This is a genomic window from Nostoc sp. FACHB-892, assembly GCF_014698795.1.
In the GTDB taxonomy this organism is placed as follows: Bacteria; Cyanobacteriota; Cyanobacteriia; order Cyanobacteriales; family Nostocaceae; genus Nostoc.
In genome coordinates, this window is sequence record NZ_JACJTR010000007.1 from 114,800 (window position 1) to 131,677 (window position 16,878).

General features: G+C 41.5%; 13 protein-coding genes. 4 read left to right on the forward strand and 9 right to left on the reverse strand.

Annotated features, from left to right (window positions below; genetic code table 11):
• Positions 1 to 343 precede the first annotated feature (343 nt).
• From H6G96_RS12010 to H6G96_RS12045, 8 genes are all read right to left on the reverse strand, one after another.
• The gene (locus H6G96_RS12010; protein WP_190911663.1) at positions 344 to 1,744 is read right to left on the reverse strand and encodes a sugar porter family MFS transporter; all 1,401 of its coding nucleotides are present in this window, start codon (positions 1,742 to 1,744) and stop codon (positions 344 to 346) included.
• A gap of 148 nt (positions 1,745 to 1,892) precedes the next feature.
• On the reverse strand, positions 1,893 to 2,891 hold the full coding sequence (locus H6G96_RS12015) for a ribose ABC transporter permease (protein WP_190911664.1): 999 nt from the start codon (positions 2,889 to 2,891) through the stop codon (positions 1,893 to 1,895).
• The gene (locus H6G96_RS12020; RefSeq protein ID WP_190911665.1) at positions 2,888 to 4,444 is read right to left on the reverse strand and encodes a sugar ABC transporter ATP-binding protein; all 1,557 of its coding nucleotides are present in this window, start codon (positions 4,442 to 4,444) and stop codon (positions 2,888 to 2,890) included. Before H6G96_RS12020 ends, H6G96_RS12015 begins: the two co-directional genes overlap by 4 nt.
• Positions 4,445 to 4,713: 269 nt before the next feature.
• On the reverse strand, positions 4,714 to 5,739 hold the full coding sequence (locus H6G96_RS12025) for an ABC transporter substrate-binding protein (protein ID WP_190911666.1): 1,026 nt from the start codon (positions 5,737 to 5,739) through the stop codon (positions 4,714 to 4,716).
• A gap of 152 nt (positions 5,740 to 5,891) precedes the next feature.
• Positions 5,892 to 6,899, reverse strand: a complete 1,008-nt coding sequence (locus H6G96_RS12030; RefSeq protein ID WP_190911667.1) for an ABC transporter substrate-binding protein — start codon at positions 6,897 to 6,899, stop codon at positions 5,892 to 5,894.
• 1,296 nt (positions 6,900 to 8,195) lie between these two features.
• A complete protein-coding gene (locus tag H6G96_RS12035) occupies positions 8,196 to 9,092 on the reverse strand; it encodes an inositol oxygenase family protein (protein ID WP_190911668.1) in 897 nt (298 codons plus the stop codon).
• Between the two features lie 456 nt (positions 9,093 to 9,548).
• Positions 9,549 to 9,872 carry a DUF1815 family protein gene (locus tag H6G96_RS12040; RefSeq protein WP_190732704.1) on the reverse strand — a complete coding sequence of 108 codons (324 nt, stop codon included), beginning with the start codon at positions 9,870 to 9,872 and terminating at the stop codon, positions 9,549 to 9,551.
• 138 nt (positions 9,873 to 10,010) lie between these two features.
• On the reverse strand, positions 10,011 to 10,496 hold the full coding sequence (locus tag H6G96_RS12045; protein ID WP_190911806.1) for a gluconokinase: 486 nt from the start codon (positions 10,494 to 10,496) through the stop codon (positions 10,011 to 10,013).
• 437 nt (positions 10,497 to 10,933) lie between these two features.
• On the opposite strand from H6G96_RS12045, the gene H6G96_RS12050 reads away from it, so the two are divergent.
• The 4 genes from H6G96_RS12050 (at position 10,934) to H6G96_RS12065 (ending at position 15,948) form a co-directional block, all read left to right on the forward strand.
• Positions 10,934 to 11,968 (forward strand): LacI family DNA-binding transcriptional regulator, encoded by a 1,035-nt coding sequence (locus H6G96_RS12050; RefSeq protein WP_190911669.1) that lies wholly within the window; start codon positions 10,934 to 10,936, stop codon positions 11,966 to 11,968.
• A 175-nt stretch (positions 11,969 to 12,143) separates the two neighbouring features.
• Positions 12,144 to 13,562: a glucuronate isomerase gene (gene uxaC / locus H6G96_RS12055; RefSeq protein WP_190911670.1), complete on the forward strand. Its 1,419-nt coding sequence runs from the start codon at positions 12,144 to 12,146 to the stop codon at positions 13,560 to 13,562.
• Positions 13,563 to 13,852: 290 nt separating this feature from the next.
• On the forward strand, positions 13,853 to 14,689 hold the full coding sequence (locus tag H6G96_RS12060) for an SDR family oxidoreductase (protein WP_190911671.1): 837 nt from the start codon (positions 13,853 to 13,855) through the stop codon (positions 14,687 to 14,689).
• 2 nt (positions 14,690 to 14,691) lie between these two features.
• Entirely contained in the window at positions 14,692 to 15,948 is a 1,257-nt protein-coding gene (locus tag H6G96_RS12065; RefSeq protein WP_190911672.1) for a lactate racemase domain-containing protein, read from the forward strand.
• Between the two features lie 108 nt (positions 15,949 to 16,056).
• Here H6G96_RS12065 and H6G96_RS12070 read toward each other — a convergent pair whose 3' ends face one another.
• Positions 16,057 to 16,845 (reverse strand): Uma2 family endonuclease, encoded by a 789-nt coding sequence (locus H6G96_RS12070; protein ID WP_190911673.1) that lies wholly within the window; start codon positions 16,843 to 16,845, stop codon positions 16,057 to 16,059.
• Between the last annotated feature and the right edge of the window lie 33 nt (positions 16,846 to 16,878).

Below are 16,878 nucleotides of genomic sequence, written 5' to 3' on the forward strand. Positions count from 1 at the left end.
AAGTTTTTAAACAGTGTTGCAGTAGAAATCGAATTAATTAACAGCGTACTTCATCGTTAAATTCAGCTTGCTGTGACTAAAAGGAGGTTTGAAAAGTATTATGCAAAACATCAAACTCATCAAAGACTTAACCCCCTGCCTCTCTTTTGGGGACTTGATTGCTTATTAAACTCGAAGAACCTCACCCTGCCAAAACTACGCTTTGTCTTCCCTCCCCGCAAGCGGGGAGAGAATTAAGACGAGCCAACGTGGTCTTCTTTTAAGAAATCGGGGATATGACTTTTCCCGAATGATTTAGCTCAGAATTACGAATTACGCCACAGCAGTACTAGATGGATGCAAATTACATATCTTCTAACTCAATTCCTTTGGTTTCTTTAATAAAAAAGAGGATGAAAAAGAATGAGGTAGCTGCCGCAATTGTATAGAGTCCATAGGCAGAACCTAGACCGAAATATTGCAGTATGGGAGGAAATGTTGTGGAAACGAGGAAATTCGCAACCCATTGCATGGCAGCAGCAATAGAAAGTGCTGCGGCTCTAATTTTGTTATTAAACATTTCTCCCAACAGCACCCAAACCACTGGCCCCCAAGAGAAACCGAAGCAAAATACATAGAGATTGGCTGCAATGAGAGCTATAGTACCTGCGCTTCCGGTGAGATTGGGGTTCCCAGCCGCATCTAGGGGAGCGTTGCCAAAAATATAAGCCATTGTCCCCAAGGTCAAAGTCATGCCAATCGACCCTAGTATAAGCAAGGGCTTGCGACCAAATTTATCTACAAAGGCGATCGCAATCAGTGTTGTAATAATATTTACGGCTCCTGTAATCACCGTAATTGTTAGGGAACCTTGCTCTGAAAACCCGACTGCACGCCACAAAACGCTGCTGTAGTAGAAGATGACATTAATACCAACAAATTGCTGTAATACAGATAAGCCTATTCCTATCCAAACAATCCGAAGGAGTCCACCATTTCTGCTTAAGAGGTCAGAAAAACTGGGTTCGCGTTCTCGAAGCACTGTATGCCGAATTTCTTCAATTTTTGCCAGTACGTCACCCCCCAAAATCTTGGTCAGAACGTTAGCAGCTTCTGGTTCTCGCCCTTGAGCAACCAAGTATCGGGGGGATTCGGGAATCATTAAAGCTGACATTCCATAAAGTACGGCTGGAGGAATTTCTGTCCAAAACATCCAGCGCCAAGCAGCTATGCCAAACAAGAACGGTGCCTGAGCTGAACCTGCTGACACCGCAATAAAGTAGTCACATAGCAGTGCAATGAAAATCCCAATTACGATCGCTAATTGTTGCAGAGATCCTAATCTTCCTCGCAAATGGCTAGGAGAACACTCGGCGATATAAGCTGGTGCAATTACACTAGCAGCACCGACTGCAATCCCACCTAATACCCGCCAAAAGATAAAATCCCAGATTCCAAAGGCAATCCCGGAGCCAATGGCACTAATGGTAAACAACACCGAAGCTGCTACCATTGCCTTGACTCGACCATAGCGGTCTGCGATTTTCCCTGCGTAGAAGGCTCCTATCGCAGACCCCAACAATGCCAGTGACACCGCAAGACCCGTTAATACACTGTTGGCGTTAAAGGCATTAGAAAGAGCGCCAACTGCACCATTGATTACAGCAGTGTCAAAACCGAACAGAAAGCCGCCGAGGGCAGCAGCACCAGCAATCAAAACGACATAAAACGTGTTTGATTTACGACGAGTAGTAGTGGAGGTCATAGTTTATATATTGTTTATATATTGGGAATGGAGCATTGGGCATGGGGCATGGGGCATTGGGCATTGGGCATTGGGCATTGGGCATTGGTTAATAATCAATATTTCTTCCCCTGCTCCCCCTGCTCCCTGCTCCCTGCTCCCTGCCTCTTTACCGTCTAGAACGTCTGCGGAGTCGATCAATCATCACTGCCAAAATAATTACTAGTCCTTTAACGACTAGTTGCCAGAAATAAGATAGGTTCAACAGAGTTAAACCATTGTTGAGAATAGCAATGATTAATGCACCTAAAAGAGTGCCGCCAATGGTGCCAATACCGCCTGTGAAGCTGGTTCCACCTAGAATAACAGCAGCGATCGCATCTAATTCGTAACCCTGACCTAATACGCCACTGGCACTATAAAGACGACTGGCACTCATGATTCCTGCTAAACCTGCCAGTAATCCACTAATACCATAGACGAATAGTAACACCCGATTAACTTTAATCCCAGTTAATCTCGCTGCCCGTTCGTTACCACCAACGGCATATATCTGCACTCCTAGAACAGTTTGCCGCAGCACAAACCAGCTAACTATCACACTCAGTAGCGCAATTATCACTAGCCAAGGAAAGGGGCCAAGATAGGTATTACCTACCCAAGCAAAATTGATGTCTCGGTTAATCAGTGTTGTTCCTTGAGCAATCAAAAAGGCCACACCCCGCAAGGCAGTCAGTGAACCTAATGTGACAATAAAAGGTGGTACATCCAAAAAGGTGATGAGAGCGCCGTTGAGTAAGCCCAAAAACAATCCTGCCAGCAACGCAACAGGCACGGCTGCCCAACTTAAAGCCGGCAGTAGCGATACTAGCAGGGCAACTACGGCAGAAACAGCCAATATTGACCCAACTGAAAGGTCAATACCTCCGGTGAGAATTACAAAGGTCATTCCTGTCGCCAGCACAATATTGATTGATGCCTGACGCAAGATATTAACGATGTTATTGCCTGTGAGGAAGTTGGGAGAAAGGAATGCAAATAAGATGCAGATAATTACTAGAATTGGCAGAATACCCGCAACTTCTAGTAAAGTGCTAATTGATTTCCGGTTGCGGGGTGCGGGATTGTTGCCTAATTTCTTGGCAGGCGGTCTGACTGTCTGACTCATGATTCTGATACCTCCGATGCTCCAGTTGCATAGTGCATAATCTTTTCTTGGGTGATCTCTTTACCAGGGCTGCCGTCGAGTTCACCTACCAGCTGTCCTTCTCGCATTACCAAGACGCGATCGCTCATGCCGACAATCTCTGATAACTCGCTGGAAACCATTAAAATAGCAACACCTTGTGCTGCCAATTCGCTCATAATTCGGTAAATTTCACTTTTGGCACCGATATCTACGCCGCGTGTCGGCTCATCTAACATCAAGACTCTCGGTTTAATGGCTAACCAACGTGCTAGCAGTAACTTCTGCTGATTACCACCAGAAAGATCCAGCGCTCTAATTTCTAAATTGGCTAGGCGGATATTAAAGTTTTCTACCGCATCTGTTGACAGCCGATTAACTGAACTCCAATTAACAACTCCAGCTTTGGCATCCTGCTTAAGTGTGTTGATGGCAATATTCTTGCGGGCGCTCATCTCCAGAAATAAACCTTGATCTTTGCGGTCTTCTGGGACGTAGCCAATTCCCGCAGCGATCGCATCACTGGGCGTATTAATTTCCAGCTTCATCCCATTCAGGAATACTTCACCACTTGCTTTACGGTCAGCACCAAAAATCAGCCGTGATAGTTCTGTACGTCCTGCACCAACCAGCCCTGCTAGACCAAGAATTTCTCCAGCATGAAGTTCAAAACTAGCTGGCTCAATCTTTTTGCGGGCATCACTCATATTTCTGACTTCCAGCACCACGGGGCCAGTATGCATTTGCCGTTGATGTTCGTAAAAGTCTTGCATAGAGCGACCGACCATCATCTGCACCAATCGCTGTGGAGAAATTTCACTGCGTGTGAGACTGCCAATATATTGACCATCGCGCAGCACACTAATCCGGTCAGCTAAGGCATAGATTTCTTCCATCCGATGGCTGATGTAGATAATGGCAATACCGTCATTCCGTAGTTTGCGAATTACCTCAAATAAATGCTCACTCTCGCGGTCAGACAGTGCTGCTGTAGGCTCATCCATCACCAAAACGCGGCTTTTGTCTTTCAGCGCCCTGGCAATTTCTACTTGCTGCTGTTCTGCGATCGATAAGGTACCAACTACAGTCTGGGCTGTAAAATTGGCTCCAAGGCTTTCTAGCACTTGCTCTGCTTCAAGTTGCATCCCTTTGCGGTCTAAAAACTGACCTCGCCGCAACTCGCTACCCATAAACATATTTTCGGCAACGGTTAAATTAGGTGCAACATTCAGTTCTTGATAAATGAGATTAATACCTGCCTTACGTGCTGTCGCCGGATCGGTAATTTTGAAGGGTTGACCATTGATGCGAATTTCTCCTTCATCGGCAATGTAAGCCCCAGCCAGGATTTTCATCAATGTGCTTTTACCTGCTCCGTTTTCACCCATGAGGGCGTGGACTTCTCCTGGATAAATCGTAAGATTCACATTTTGGAGCGCAGATACACCATGAAATCGTTTCGTAATCCCTTGCATTTCTAATACAGGGGTAGTGGTTGGTGTATCAGGATATGAGGTTTCAGTAGTTGTTGTCATGAGCAGAACCTCTAAAAACAATTTAAAAATTGCATTGTGAGTTAAAAATTAACGAACTCACATTTGATGTGAAATTAAAATCATCACAAAATCATGTTTTAAAAAGCGATCGCTGTTTTGGAAAGTTCTGAACGTCGCCTTCCAACATTCAGAACTTTTCGCAGATGCATATATACATCATGAGTATGTGCAAAAACTCTGTCAATGTATCAAAAGACTCAACTCAGATTAGACATAATTTTTAATTGTAAATTCACAATTTTTATTATTTACCAGCCTTTTTCTGTGTTGACATTATCTTTTGTGATCAACTTAACTGGAATCAGAATGGTAGGTGACTCAGGTTTTTTACCATTTAAGATGTCGTTGCCAACTTGAACTGCTTTCTGGGCCATTCCTCGCGGATTTTGAGTAGCAGTTGCAGCATATAAACTACCTTTAGTAGCGATCGCAGTGATTGCTTCTGGCGCACCATCAACTCCAACAATAAAGAATTCTTTACGTTGTGCTTGGTTTGCTGCTAGTTCTGCGCCAACCCCACTCGGATCGTTAATAGCAAAAACTGCATCAATCTTCGGAAAGGTTGTCAGCAAATCAGTCATAACTCTGAGTCCTCCATCCCGACTACCGCCTGCATTCTGGTTTTTAGAGAGGATTTTGATATCGGGATATTTAGACAATACATTCTCGCAGCCATTAACTCGCTGAATCACCGAGTCCACTGGCGGCCCATTAACTATTACTACGTTGCCTTTACCTTTAAGGCGGTCAGCAATATATTGACAACTCACTTCTCCAGCTTGGACATTATTAGTAGTGATAGTGGCATCCACACCTCCCTCAGCACCTGTGTCTACGGCAACGACAATTGCACCTGCTTGTTTAGCTTTTTCTACTATTGGTCTAATTCCACTTTTATCAGCAGCATTTAAAACAATGATGTCAATATTCGCAGCAGTAAAATTTTCAATTTGATTGGCTTGCTGGTTGAGGTCATAGGCACTGGAAGCTATAATAACATTGACATCTTTTCCGCCAATTTTCTTCGCTTCTGCCTCAACTGCTTCGCCCATAACAACGAAGAAAGGGTTACTTAGATCGCCAACGGTGAAGGCAACCGATCGCAACTTTTTATTCCCAGTGGCGGTTTTACTTTCTGCACTAGTATTGATAGCAGTTGTAGTATCAGTATTAGTAGCAGTGTTGCCATCGGGAGAACTATTTGTACAGCCGAAAAGGCTACCACTAATGATACCTAGTATGCTAGCTGCGATTACAATCTTTCTCACATTCATATACCTCCTAAAAGTCATTTTGATTTACACCCAATTTGTAACTGATGTATTTTTAAACAAGGTCAAAGATTCCAACCCTCCCGTATCAAGTCTTTTTCTGTGTGTTGTAATTACGAATTACAAATTACGAATTACGAATTACGAATTACAACTTACCAGCCTTTGTAGCTGCTAAGGTTTTCTCTGGTAACCAACTTGACTGGAATCAGAATGTCAGAGGACTCAAGTTTTTTGCCCTGGATGATATCATTTCCCAACTGAACTGCTTTTTGGGCCATCCCGGCGGGATTTTGAGCAGCAGTTGCAGCAAATAGACCATCTTTGTCTTCCATTGCTTTGGTTGCATCTGGCGAACCGTCAACCCCAACAATAAAAAATTCATTACGTCTTGCTTGCCTAGCAGCTAAATCTGCACCAACACCGCTTTGGTCGTTAGTGGCAAAAACGGCATCAATTTTCGGAAAGGTTGTGAGCAAATCGCTCATAACTCTGAGTCCGCCATCCCTAGTACCTTCTGCGTTTTGGTTTTTAGAGATGAGTTTGATATCAGGATATTTGGACAATGACTTTTCACAGCCACTCACTCGCTGATTTATTGAGTCCATCGGAGTCCCGTTGAGGATGACTACACTACCTTGACCTTTGAGGCGATCGGCAATATATTGACAAGCAATCTCACCAGCCTGGGTATTGTTGGAGCTAATCATTGCATCCACATCTGCATCAACGGCTGAATCTACTGCAATCACAACCTTACCTGCAAGCCTTGCTTGGTCAATTACCGGTTTAACTCCTTTTTTATCAACTGCACTGATGATAATTAAATCAGTATTTGCAGCAGTGAAATTTTCAATTTGATTAGTTTGTTGGTTCAGATCAAAGGCACTGGAAACCGCATTAACTCTAATATTACCCCCAATTTTCTTCGCTTCTGTCTCAGCCCCTTTCTGCACTGCATTATAAAAAGGGTTGCCTAAGTCACCCAAAGCGACACCGATTGTTTGCAATTTTCTATTTGGAGCATTAGCCTGACTCTCTAAACTAGCGTTGGTAGCAGTGTTAGTACCAGTATTATTAACAGTGTTGTCGTTTTGAGCGCCATTTGTGCAACCAACAACAGCGAAACCTAATATGCCCAGTATGAGCGAAAATCTCTTCATATTCATCTATTTTTAACAACGGATTTAAATTCAAAAAGGTCAAAAGAAGATAAGTTTGCTAAGTTATCACAAGATGAGCTAAATCTAAAAATTTCAGAAAGAACCTATGTACTACTAGATTTGGCAATTTAAACTCCTTCCAAAAGTTTAATAATGTGACCTAACTAGAGCTAGCGCTATTAATTGCCCTAAATTAGATAGTTTATTTTTTAAAGCAAAACTATGAGCGTTACACTACTTCAAAAAATCACATTTTTTGTGAAAATACATTTGGAAGCGTGTGGAATAAAAACAGATATTAACTAAAATTAGTAGAACCTGATGTTATGAGAATTGAAAATCTGTATTTCCTTTTAGATTATTTCAGTTTAACCTGCATGATTGTAAATATGATCCCCGTTTATCGAACTTTACAAAACCAAGAAAACTATTCCCTTTCTATGTAGTTTAAATTTTTTCCACTAGAGTATCTGCGAAAAATTAAGTAATTTTTAGCTTAGTAGAGTTTAAAAAAACTTAATACGTTTAACTCAAGTTGAGTTGAGGGAAGTTAATCGTCTCAGAGGAAAAATTTTGCTTTAAATCTATCCTTTATGGGCAGAAATACATAGCCTATTACCATACATAAAAATCCTCGCGTTTTATTTTTGGAGTTTACTCAAATACACCTGCCAGGTGTGCTTATTAGCTATACTAATTGGTCAGAGCTAATCTTGTTATATCTCGATCAGAATAATTCTCTGGATATAGGGAGAAGAAATACCAAAAAAGTCATTATTACCCTATTATCACCGTTATCAAGATGTGAAATAACGAACGCAATAAGTAGTTATTGTCTGTTCAGTTGCTCTGGTAATTAAAGAAAATTTGAGCCAATAGCTATAAACTTTAGGACATCCGCACAGATGTTTTATAGGTTTGTAACTGGCAATGTACTATTTGTTCTTGAAAAATATTTTACTTGTTTAGGGTAAGGATTCAGGTGTTTAAAACTCAGTCACAGAGCCAGTTTCAAAATTGAGTTTCGCTTATTAACATACCTGTAGTCGCAATAAAGCACGAAAATATAGTCGTTACGCAATTCTTATTGAGAATGTAAATTTGTGACTAATTCCCGGAAACCTTTATCAGCAAAAGATTGTAGAGATTTTGGTATGACCTGAATCCTTACTGTTTAGGCTTGCCGAAAAATTTTTATTCATCATTAGGTAAAAATATTCGCAATCTCTACAAGCTCAATCAGTTATAATTTGTAAGGAATGTTTGAAATTGTTTACCTTAATTACTAAGAAAGATTTAGAATTTCAAAGTTTTGGGTAAATATTTAGCCACTAAATCTTCATAGTAAGGCTTTAATTTTTGCCAGTCTGGAGGATTAGGGTTTTTTGAATACAAATCGTAGGGATTAAATAACTTCACCCATTTAAACATTTCTTTATCGTGTTTATCCATTAAATGTTCGTAAGCATTTTCACGATGTTGAGGATAAAATGAGTGATAGCGAAGGATATACAATGCAGATTCGGGCAAATAGTTTTTCATCATGTAATATACATACTCATCATGTCCCCATGACATATGTACATTACTCAAACCACAATTCGGCTCGTAAACACCATATAAAGAGTTATATATAGGGTTACTATAATCAGGGTTTTGTTTGAAAAATTCCGAAAAAACAATCTTATCAGAAAATGCACAACCCACAGGATAGGTATCGCCTACTGTAGCCCATTGGGGTTCACTAAATAAGCAAAGTACTTTCCCCATATCATGAAACAAGCCAGTAAGTACCATCCAGTCTGGGTGGCCATCAGCGCGAATGGCTTCTGATGTTTGCAATAGGTGCTGTAATTGGTCTAAGTTTGTATCAGGATCTGAATCATCAACCAATTGATTCAAAAACTCTAATGCATCCCAGACAGACATTTCTTTCTTATCTAACTTCAGAAAGTCTTCTTTTTTCTCTAATACAAAATCATATGTTTGATTGATATGATTTAATCGATAAAACTCTTTCACGGTGTCTCTAGTCGGCGTTTCGTAATTCCTGTACTCTTTGGTGGTTTTACCTTCTTTAACTATGCTGTCCGGATCGGGATAGCGATTAAGCAAGTCTTCTTCCCATTCTTCTAGCGAATGTAAGGGATTGTTTTGAGCTTGTTCGATGGCATTATTTAGAGTTTGAGACATATCTTTTTACTTGTCGATATTGATTTGTTAAATGGTACTTTCGCACTCCAACTTATGCACAGGTGTGCAAAACCTGTATTGAACTTATTTTTAATTTTTGCACACGTGTGCAAAAACGTGTGTTAAGTTTCTTTTCGTCGTATTTTGTTAAATTTGCTTGGAGCAGAAGAAATTAGCAATTAGGTAACACGTTGACAAAAGACATCTCCAGAAATTAATTCTGCGTTACCTGAAACCCTTGTAAGACCTTGCATTGCAACGTCTCTATAATCTTTTTCACTCCTATGTCGAAAATAGATAAAATCTGTTGGATGCCTTGTCTGCAACAACCAAATTATACCGCGTTTATACTTAAACGGGCATAAGTATACTAAAATATAAGCTCATCTTTTATTTTAAAGACGTAGGCAAAATAATATATATTAATCTTTTTTATCAACTCTATGCAGAGGAGCATCAATTCGTCAATTGTATAGCAAGAGAATGCTTAACAATATTAGCCAACTCTTGTAACTGGCTTATCGCTTCTGCACCCTCTAACTTCATTAATTCGCGATCGTCCCACAATTCCATCCAGGTTATCCCGTAATCAGACACTAAAAACCGAATCAGGTGTTTTTCTCCCAGGCTAACCATAAATGAAGCACTCTGCATTTGGTCACCGCATATATAACAAGACGCAGTATAGCCACGCCGCTCAAGTATAATTGTCAAGGCTTGCAGGTTCATTACCAAGTCTTGGGCGAATTCCTGATGCTGTTGCGCTAATCTTAAAAACACTTTTTCTCTCCTACCACTCCACTTATGTGGTTAATTTTAAAATTTCTTTAGATTTACGTCCGACGTAATTTAATTACCAAAAGTTCCTGTTTTCGTAAAGACGTGATTAATTTTAATCTTGCGTTTGTAACCAATAAGCTAAATTCCTAAAGCCGTTCTAATGTTTTGGACAATTATCTGGGGTGGTTGTGCAACATCCATAGATAAGATGTTTAATGGCTCTTCAAGAGTATTAAACTGACTGTTGAGGAGTTTTTCACTCATGTAATGATTGCTACGCTCTTGCAGCCGCTTTTGAATCAACTCATAAGACCCTTTGAGGTAAACTAGCTTGATGCGTTCGCTATCCAATACCAGAAATTGCCGATAACTATCTTTTAGAGCCGAACACGCCAGCACCACATTTTTATTTTCTTGCAGCCAATGTTTTATAGCTGTTTGTAAATCTTGCAACCAAGGCATCCTGTCAGCTTCACTTAGAGGGATACCGCACCGCATTTTCTCAACATTCTCTGGCGAGTGGAAAGCATCAGCATCGCTAAATTCCCATTCTAACAAGTCTGCTAAGAGTTTTCCTATTGTGGTTTTGCCAGAGCCAGATACACCCATTACGATAATAATCATTGACTGCTTAATCATATTTTACTTAAGAAAAGTTAAGTTATTGAAATCGAGGTAGAAGTCAGGACTACTGATAACAATTTACTCAAGCTACTTGTCCACCTAGTTAATTTTTTACAGTTTGACAAATAACGATTATTTTCTATAATAAAATATATATGCACACGTGTGCAATAATTAAAACTTAAGAGGATGTTTGAAAAGTCCTCTTGCCGATATCAAAAGTTCTAAATCCTCTAAATCCACGGCACTTGCTCCACTTTGGTAAACCCCTTCTCTACGGAAGGCGCTAGCCTCTCCCTTTGGGAGAAGACCACAGTGGCTTCCCTAAAAAAGGGGGACTTTGATTCCGGTTCCCCGCTTTTTAAGGGGGTTAAGGAGGATCTAAAAATGCCTAAAGTCACAACGAAAAACTTTTCAAACAACCTCTAAGATAAAAAATGAATAAACGAAGAATTTCTATTGAAGATATTGCTCGGAGAGCAGGCGTTTCTCATTCTACTGTTTCACGTGCTTTGCGAGATAACGCTCTTATTAGCCCTAAAGTGCGAGAAGAAATTAAGCAACTGGCGCAAGAAATGAACTATGTGCCGAATGCGATCGCTCAAAGCTTGCAAAATAAACGCACTAATACTATTGGAGTAGTAGTAACTTCAATAGCAGATCCCTTTTTTGCTGAGGTAGTAGATGGAATTGAACAGATAGCTAGACCCGCAGGCTTGAGTGTTTTGTTAAGTGCTTCACACCGAGATTTTGAGCAGGAAATAGCAGCTATAAATACTTTTCATCGCCGGAGAGTGGACGGAATCTTAGTAGCCGACTCACGAATTAGTAAACAGCACACTAAGCAACTGACACAAATTGCAGTGCCAACAGTTCTAATTAACAGCCAGACTGAAGAGCAATCAGAAATATTTCACTCAGTGGCAATAGACGATCGCTTAGGTGCTAGATTAGCCACAGAGCATTTAATAAGTCTGGGACATACCGCTATTGGTTATCTAGGTGTAGGCGATCGCAGCAGGTCGAATCAGCAACGCCTAGAAGGATATCAAATGGCTCTTGCTGAAGCTGGTTTACCACAAAATCCTGATTGGGTTGCAATTAGTGACCAAGAGAATATCAGAACCAGCGATGTTACGACTGGGCAACAAATGCTATTTAAACTATTAGCTGCTGAGGTAACAGGCATCTTTTGTTACAACGATATGGTGGCGATCGGCGCTTTGTTAGCCTGCCAAGAACTAGGTATTTTAGTACCGCGAAGTTTAAGCTTGGTTGGATTTGATGGTATTGCTTTGGGCTGTTACGTTACACCTGCACTGACGACAGTCAGCCAACCAATGTTAGAAATTGGTGGCTATGCCATGCAAATGTTACTCGATTTATTAGAAGAAAAAACTGTAGAAAACCGCGTTTTATCTCCTTCTCTATTACAGCGTGGCAGTAGTGCAGCATTAACAAAGTCATCTTAAACCATATCTACCGTCAATAACTCCACCCTAAACTTTAATCCGTTGGTTCATTGGTTTTGAGGCTGGGGCTTGGGTAGTCAAACTGAATTGAAAAAATTGGAAATTCTTACTTTCTGCATGAGGCAAATTCATATTTTCACTCAGCAATACTAAAAATTTTAAGCAAACAAAAATTATGTTAACCAAAAAACCAAGTTTATCTCCCGATCGCTGCTTTTCTCCAGAACCAGTTCAAAGACAACTAGCTCATCAATTTTTTGACAGCATCTCTGCGCTACCCCTAGTCTGTCCACATGGGCACGTTGATCCAGCCTTGTTAGCTAATCCCGCAGCCCGTTTTGGTTCACCGACCGAATTATTTATTATCCCTGATCACTACCTTTTGCGAATGCTCTATAGTCGGGGCGTGCCTCTGCAAGCTTTGGGCATACCTACTAGTGATGCACCAACAGAAACAGACCATCGCAAAATCTGGCAATTGTTCGCCGAACATTTTTATCTATTTCGAGGTACTCCGTCCGGGTTGTGGCTCAAAGACGAACTAACTAATGTCTTTGGCGTAGATGAACCTTTAAACTCTCGCAATGCCGGACATATCTATGATTACCTGGAACGTCTGTTAGCTTTGCCTGAGTTCTCCCCTTGTGCTTTATTTAAACGCTTTAACATCGAAGTGCTTTGTACTACCGATGCAGCTAGTGATAACCTAGATAATCAGCGATCGCTCCACGAACAAGGTTTTACTCAAATCAGACCAACTTTTCGACCAGATGCAGTAGTTAACCTAGATGCTCCTAGTTGGCGCGAAAATCTTACTAAATTGGAAAGCGCTGTAGGTAGAGAAATTAGCACTTACGCCACTTTTGTGCAAGCTTTAGAAGAACGTCGGGCTTTCTTCAAAAAAATGGGCGCAACGGCTACGGATCAAAGTGCGGCTACACCTTATACCACACGCCTTTCTGACCACGAAGCAGAAGCTATCTTTTCTAGAGCATTAATCGGCAAGCTGAATCCAGGAGATGTAGAGCATTTTACCGGTCATATATTCATGGAAATGGCTCGGATGAGTGTAGAAGATGGCTTAGTGATGCAAATGCATTGTGGTGTTATGCGTAACCACAACCCGGCTTTCTTTGAGAGGTTTGGATCTGATAAAGGTGCTGATATTCCGTTGAAAATAGAATGGACTCAAAATCTGCGTCCGTTGTTGTCAGCTTACGGTGATGACAAGCGCTTTAGTTTAATTCTTTTTGGCATGGATGAAAGCACTTACAGCCGAGAATTGGCTCCACTAGCCGGTCATTATCCCACTGTATTGCTTGGCCCGCCTTGGTGGTTTCATGACAGCGTAAATGGCATGGAACGCTACTTCAATCAGGTAATGGAAACTGCTGGACTTTATAACACTGCCGGGTTTAATGATGATACCCGCGCTTTCGTTTCTATTCCGGCTCGTCATACAGTCTGGCGGCGAGTAGCTTGTAATTGGTTAGCTGGATTGGTAACACGGGGATTAGTCGAGGAAGAGGAAGGGTATGATATGGCCCGCGCTTTAGCTTACGACCTCGCTAAGAGTGCTTACAAACTGGACTAATACCAATTTTCCCAAATCAAGCTATTAAAATTAGCTCTTTCAAGGTGATTCGAAAAATCTCTTTTTTTCTCTCTGCGCTCGCGGTTTAAAAGTAATTTATTTAACCACAGAGGCGCAGAGAAGCCAGTGCGTTGGGCGGGTTCCCCGACTTGTAGCAACTGGCGCGACACAGAGTAAATAGCTCGAACAAGAATTTATTAACCAAACTTTTTACCTACCTTGAAAAGGTTAGTCCTAATATTGATTTTTTAATTACGAATTACGAATTACGAATTACGAATTGAAACAAGATGTCAAACTTAATTTTAAATAAACTTTTTAGTTTAAAAGAGCAGGTAGCAGTCGTCACAGGCGGCTCTGGTGTGCTTGGTGGGGCTATGGCACGGGGTTTAGCCCTTGCTGGAGCGCGAGTCGTGGTTTTGGGTCGCAATGAAGCAAGGGCGGGTGCAGTAGTAGCTGATATTACTGCTAATGGTGGAGAAAGCATAGCTGTGCTGGCAGATGTTAGCGATCGCTCCCAATTAGAAATAGCCAGGGATGTAATTATACAGCGTTGGGGTCAAATAGATATTTTGGTAAACATGGCTGGCGGTAATATTCCGGCTGCCACAATTACCCCTGATGCGACTATCTTTGATATGCCACACGCGGCTTTTGAGGAAGTAGTTAGCTTAAACTTACTCGGTACTCTACTACCCAGCCAAGTTTTTGGTCAAGCAATGATAGAAAAAAACCAGCCCTATGGTTGTATTGTCAATATTTCTTCTATGTCTGCAATTCGGGTGATCAGCCGTGTGGTTGGCTATTCAGCTGCTAAAGCCGGGATAGATAACTTTACTCGCTGGTTAGCCGTCGAACTCGCCCAAAAGTATGGAGATGGAATGCGAGTAAATGCGATCGCGCCAGGTTTCTTTATTGGGGAACAAAATCGAGATTTACTCCTAAATACAGATGGCAGTTTGACCGTTCGCGGGCAAAAAATTATCGAGCATACCCCCGCCGGACGTTTTGGAAAACCGGATGAATTACTCAGCACCTTAATCTGGTTATGCAGTTCTGGTTCTAGTTTCGTCAACGGAGTCGTTGTACCTGTAGACGGTGGGTTTAGTATCTACAGTGGAGTTTAATCATGTATTCACTGGCTGTAACTTACGGGACACTTTCAGATCAGCAAGTTTCCGAGCTAGTTCATCAAGCTTTGGCAGATCCTAAGTTGGATGGACAGCGTATTTTAGTATTAATTCCAGATGGCACTCGTACTGCTCCCATCCCTCAAATGTTTCGATTGCTTCATCAAGAGTTGGGTAAAAGGGTAGCGGCTCTAGATTTTTTGATCGCTCTGGGTACACATAATCCCTTGAGTCAAGAACAAATCAATCGCTTGGTGGGGGTGACACAGGAGGAGCGAGAGACAATCTTTAAAAAAGTTCAGATATTTAACCACCTTTGGAATGAACCGAATACCTTTATTTCTTGTGGAGTAATTTCGGCAGATGAAATAGCAGATATCAGCCGGGGAATGCTACATCAGGCAGTTGAAGTCCGTGTCAACAAACTGGTAACAGAATACGATTTAATAATGGTTTGCGGCCCAGTTTTTCCACACGAAGTTGTCGGTTTCTCTGGTGGGAATAAATACTTTTTTCCCGGCATTGGTGGTCAGGAAGTAATTGATATATCACATTGGTTAGGTGCATTAATCACCTGTTACGAGATTATTGGTACACCGGGAATAACACCAGTTCGACGCTTGATTAACCGAGCCGCTAACCTGATTTCTACCCCGAAACTTTGCTTGGCGATGGTGGTTGCACCCAAAACAAATCAGCTAGCTGGACTTTACATAGATCAACCAGAGTCAGCCTGGGAAGCTGCTGCAAAATTATCAGCCAAACTGCATATTAAATATGTAGATCAGCCTTTTAAACAAGTGCTTTCAGTAATGCCCCGAATGTATGACGACATTTGGACAGCAGCTAAAGGAATGTACAAGCTAGAGCCAGTAGTGGCCGACGGAGGCGAAGTAATTATATACGCCCCTCACATTACCGAATTTAGCTATACACATGGCGAAATTCTAGCCCAAATTGGTTATCATGTGCGGGATTACTTCCTCAAACAGTGGGATAAATTCCAAGAGTATCCCGGTGGAGTGCTGGCCCATAGTACTCATTTAAAAGGTATGGGTACATTTGATCCGATAAAAGGGGAACAAGCGCGGATTTGTGTGATTTTAGCTACTGGTATTTCTGCTGAACGGTGTGTTGCTCATAACTTGAACTATCGTGATCCGGCTACTATTAGACCTTCTGAATGGGCTAACCGCGAGGATGAAGGTATCTTGCTTGTGCCAAAGGCTGGCGAAATACTATACCGTACAATTTGACATCCTCCCCGCCGTAAACGGCGGAGATTCCTAAACTTTACAATTTAGGTTTCTGTTTCTTTCCCTTACGGGTATTTCGCAACAGCCCATAATTAGTGAAGTTATTTATTAAGACAAATTATTCGGGTCAATACCCTGAGATTGCAAATAAGCAATCAGCCGTTCTTTTTGCTGGCGTTCTTGTTCAGCGCGTTGGTGTTCTTGTTCAGCGCGTTGGCGTTCTTGTTCAGCACGTTGGCGTTCTTGTTCAATCTGTTCTACAGCCCACGGTAATAAATTACCAGCTTGATCCCACCAGCGCAACCAATAACCACTTCGCCCTTCTTTTGTTCCTTGCCAAGTTCCCAAAAATAAGCCCATTACATCAATCCAATGGCGGCCATTTTCGTCGGGTTGCTTTAACTCATAGCGTTTATTTTCCAGTTCATAGAATTCTAATAAACCGCCATCTGGTTCAAAAATTACGTAGATGGGAATCTGCAAAATTTGCTCGTAGAAAAACCATTTTCCTGGTGGATAAGTTCGCTTGACTGAATATTCTCCACCTTCAGTATCGGATAAAAATTCGATGGCGATCACTGGGATATCCCCTTCTAAATTGGGTGTATAACTTTTGCGATTACCCACAACTTGATTAACCGACGGCACATAAACCCAGTCAGGTGCTTTGGCAATAAATTGGCCGTTGACTGTCGCACAAAGACCAAAGTTTGAAGCTATCAACATCTGGGGTTGGATAAATCCACTGATTTCTAAGCTTTCACGCAAAGCACCAGCCAGAAGTGGCTGACCTGTGTTCTCCACTGGTTCATCCTCTAGTTTAAAATCCTTGGGTAAGGCTTCCCAAGAAATTACCAGTTCAGTTTGGGATTTGGCTTCACTGAGTTGGGTTGCCATAAACACAGCATGAATTTATTTTTAATCTTATCG

Bases quoted from the DNA above. Each gene is read 5' to 3' on its own strand.
- H6G96_RS12010 (WP_190911663.1), bottom strand. From the start codon at position 1,744: ATGACCTCCACTACTACTCGTCGTAAATCAAACACGTTTTATGTCGTT.
- H6G96_RS12015 (WP_190911664.1), bottom strand. From the start codon at position 2,891: ATGAGTCAGACAGTCAGACCGCCTGCCAAGAAATTAGGCAACAATCCC.
- H6G96_RS12020 (WP_190911665.1), bottom strand. From the start codon at position 4,444: ATGACAACAACTACTGAAACCTCATATCCTGATACACCAACCACTACC.
- H6G96_RS12025 (WP_190911666.1), bottom strand. From the start codon at position 5,739: ATGAATGTGAGAAAGATTGTAATCGCAGCTAGCATACTAGGTATCATT.
- H6G96_RS12030 (WP_190911667.1), bottom strand. From the start codon at position 6,899: ATGAAGAGATTTTCGCTCATACTGGGCATATTAGGTTTCGCTGTTGTT.
- H6G96_RS12035 (WP_190911668.1), bottom strand. From the start codon at position 9,092: ATGTCTCAAACTCTAAATAATGCCATCGAACAAGCTCAAAACAATCCC.
- H6G96_RS12045 (WP_190911806.1), bottom strand. From the start codon at position 10,496: ATGATTATTATCGTAATGGGTGTATCTGGCTCTGGCAAAACCACAATA.
- H6G96_RS12050 (WP_190911669.1), top strand. From the start codon at position 10,934: ATGAATAAACGAAGAATTTCTATTGAAGATATTGCTCGGAGAGCAGGC.
- uxaC (WP_190911670.1), top strand. From the start codon at position 12,144: ATGTTAACCAAAAAACCAAGTTTATCTCCCGATCGCTGCTTTTCTCCA.
- H6G96_RS12060 (WP_190911671.1), top strand. From the start codon at position 13,853: ATGTCAAACTTAATTTTAAATAAACTTTTTAGTTTAAAAGAGCAGGTA.
- H6G96_RS12065 (WP_190911672.1), top strand. From the start codon at position 14,692: ATGTATTCACTGGCTGTAACTTACGGGACACTTTCAGATCAGCAAGTT.
- H6G96_RS12070 (WP_190911673.1), bottom strand. From the start codon at position 16,845: ATGGCAACCCAACTCAGTGAAGCCAAATCCCAAACTGAACTGGTAATT.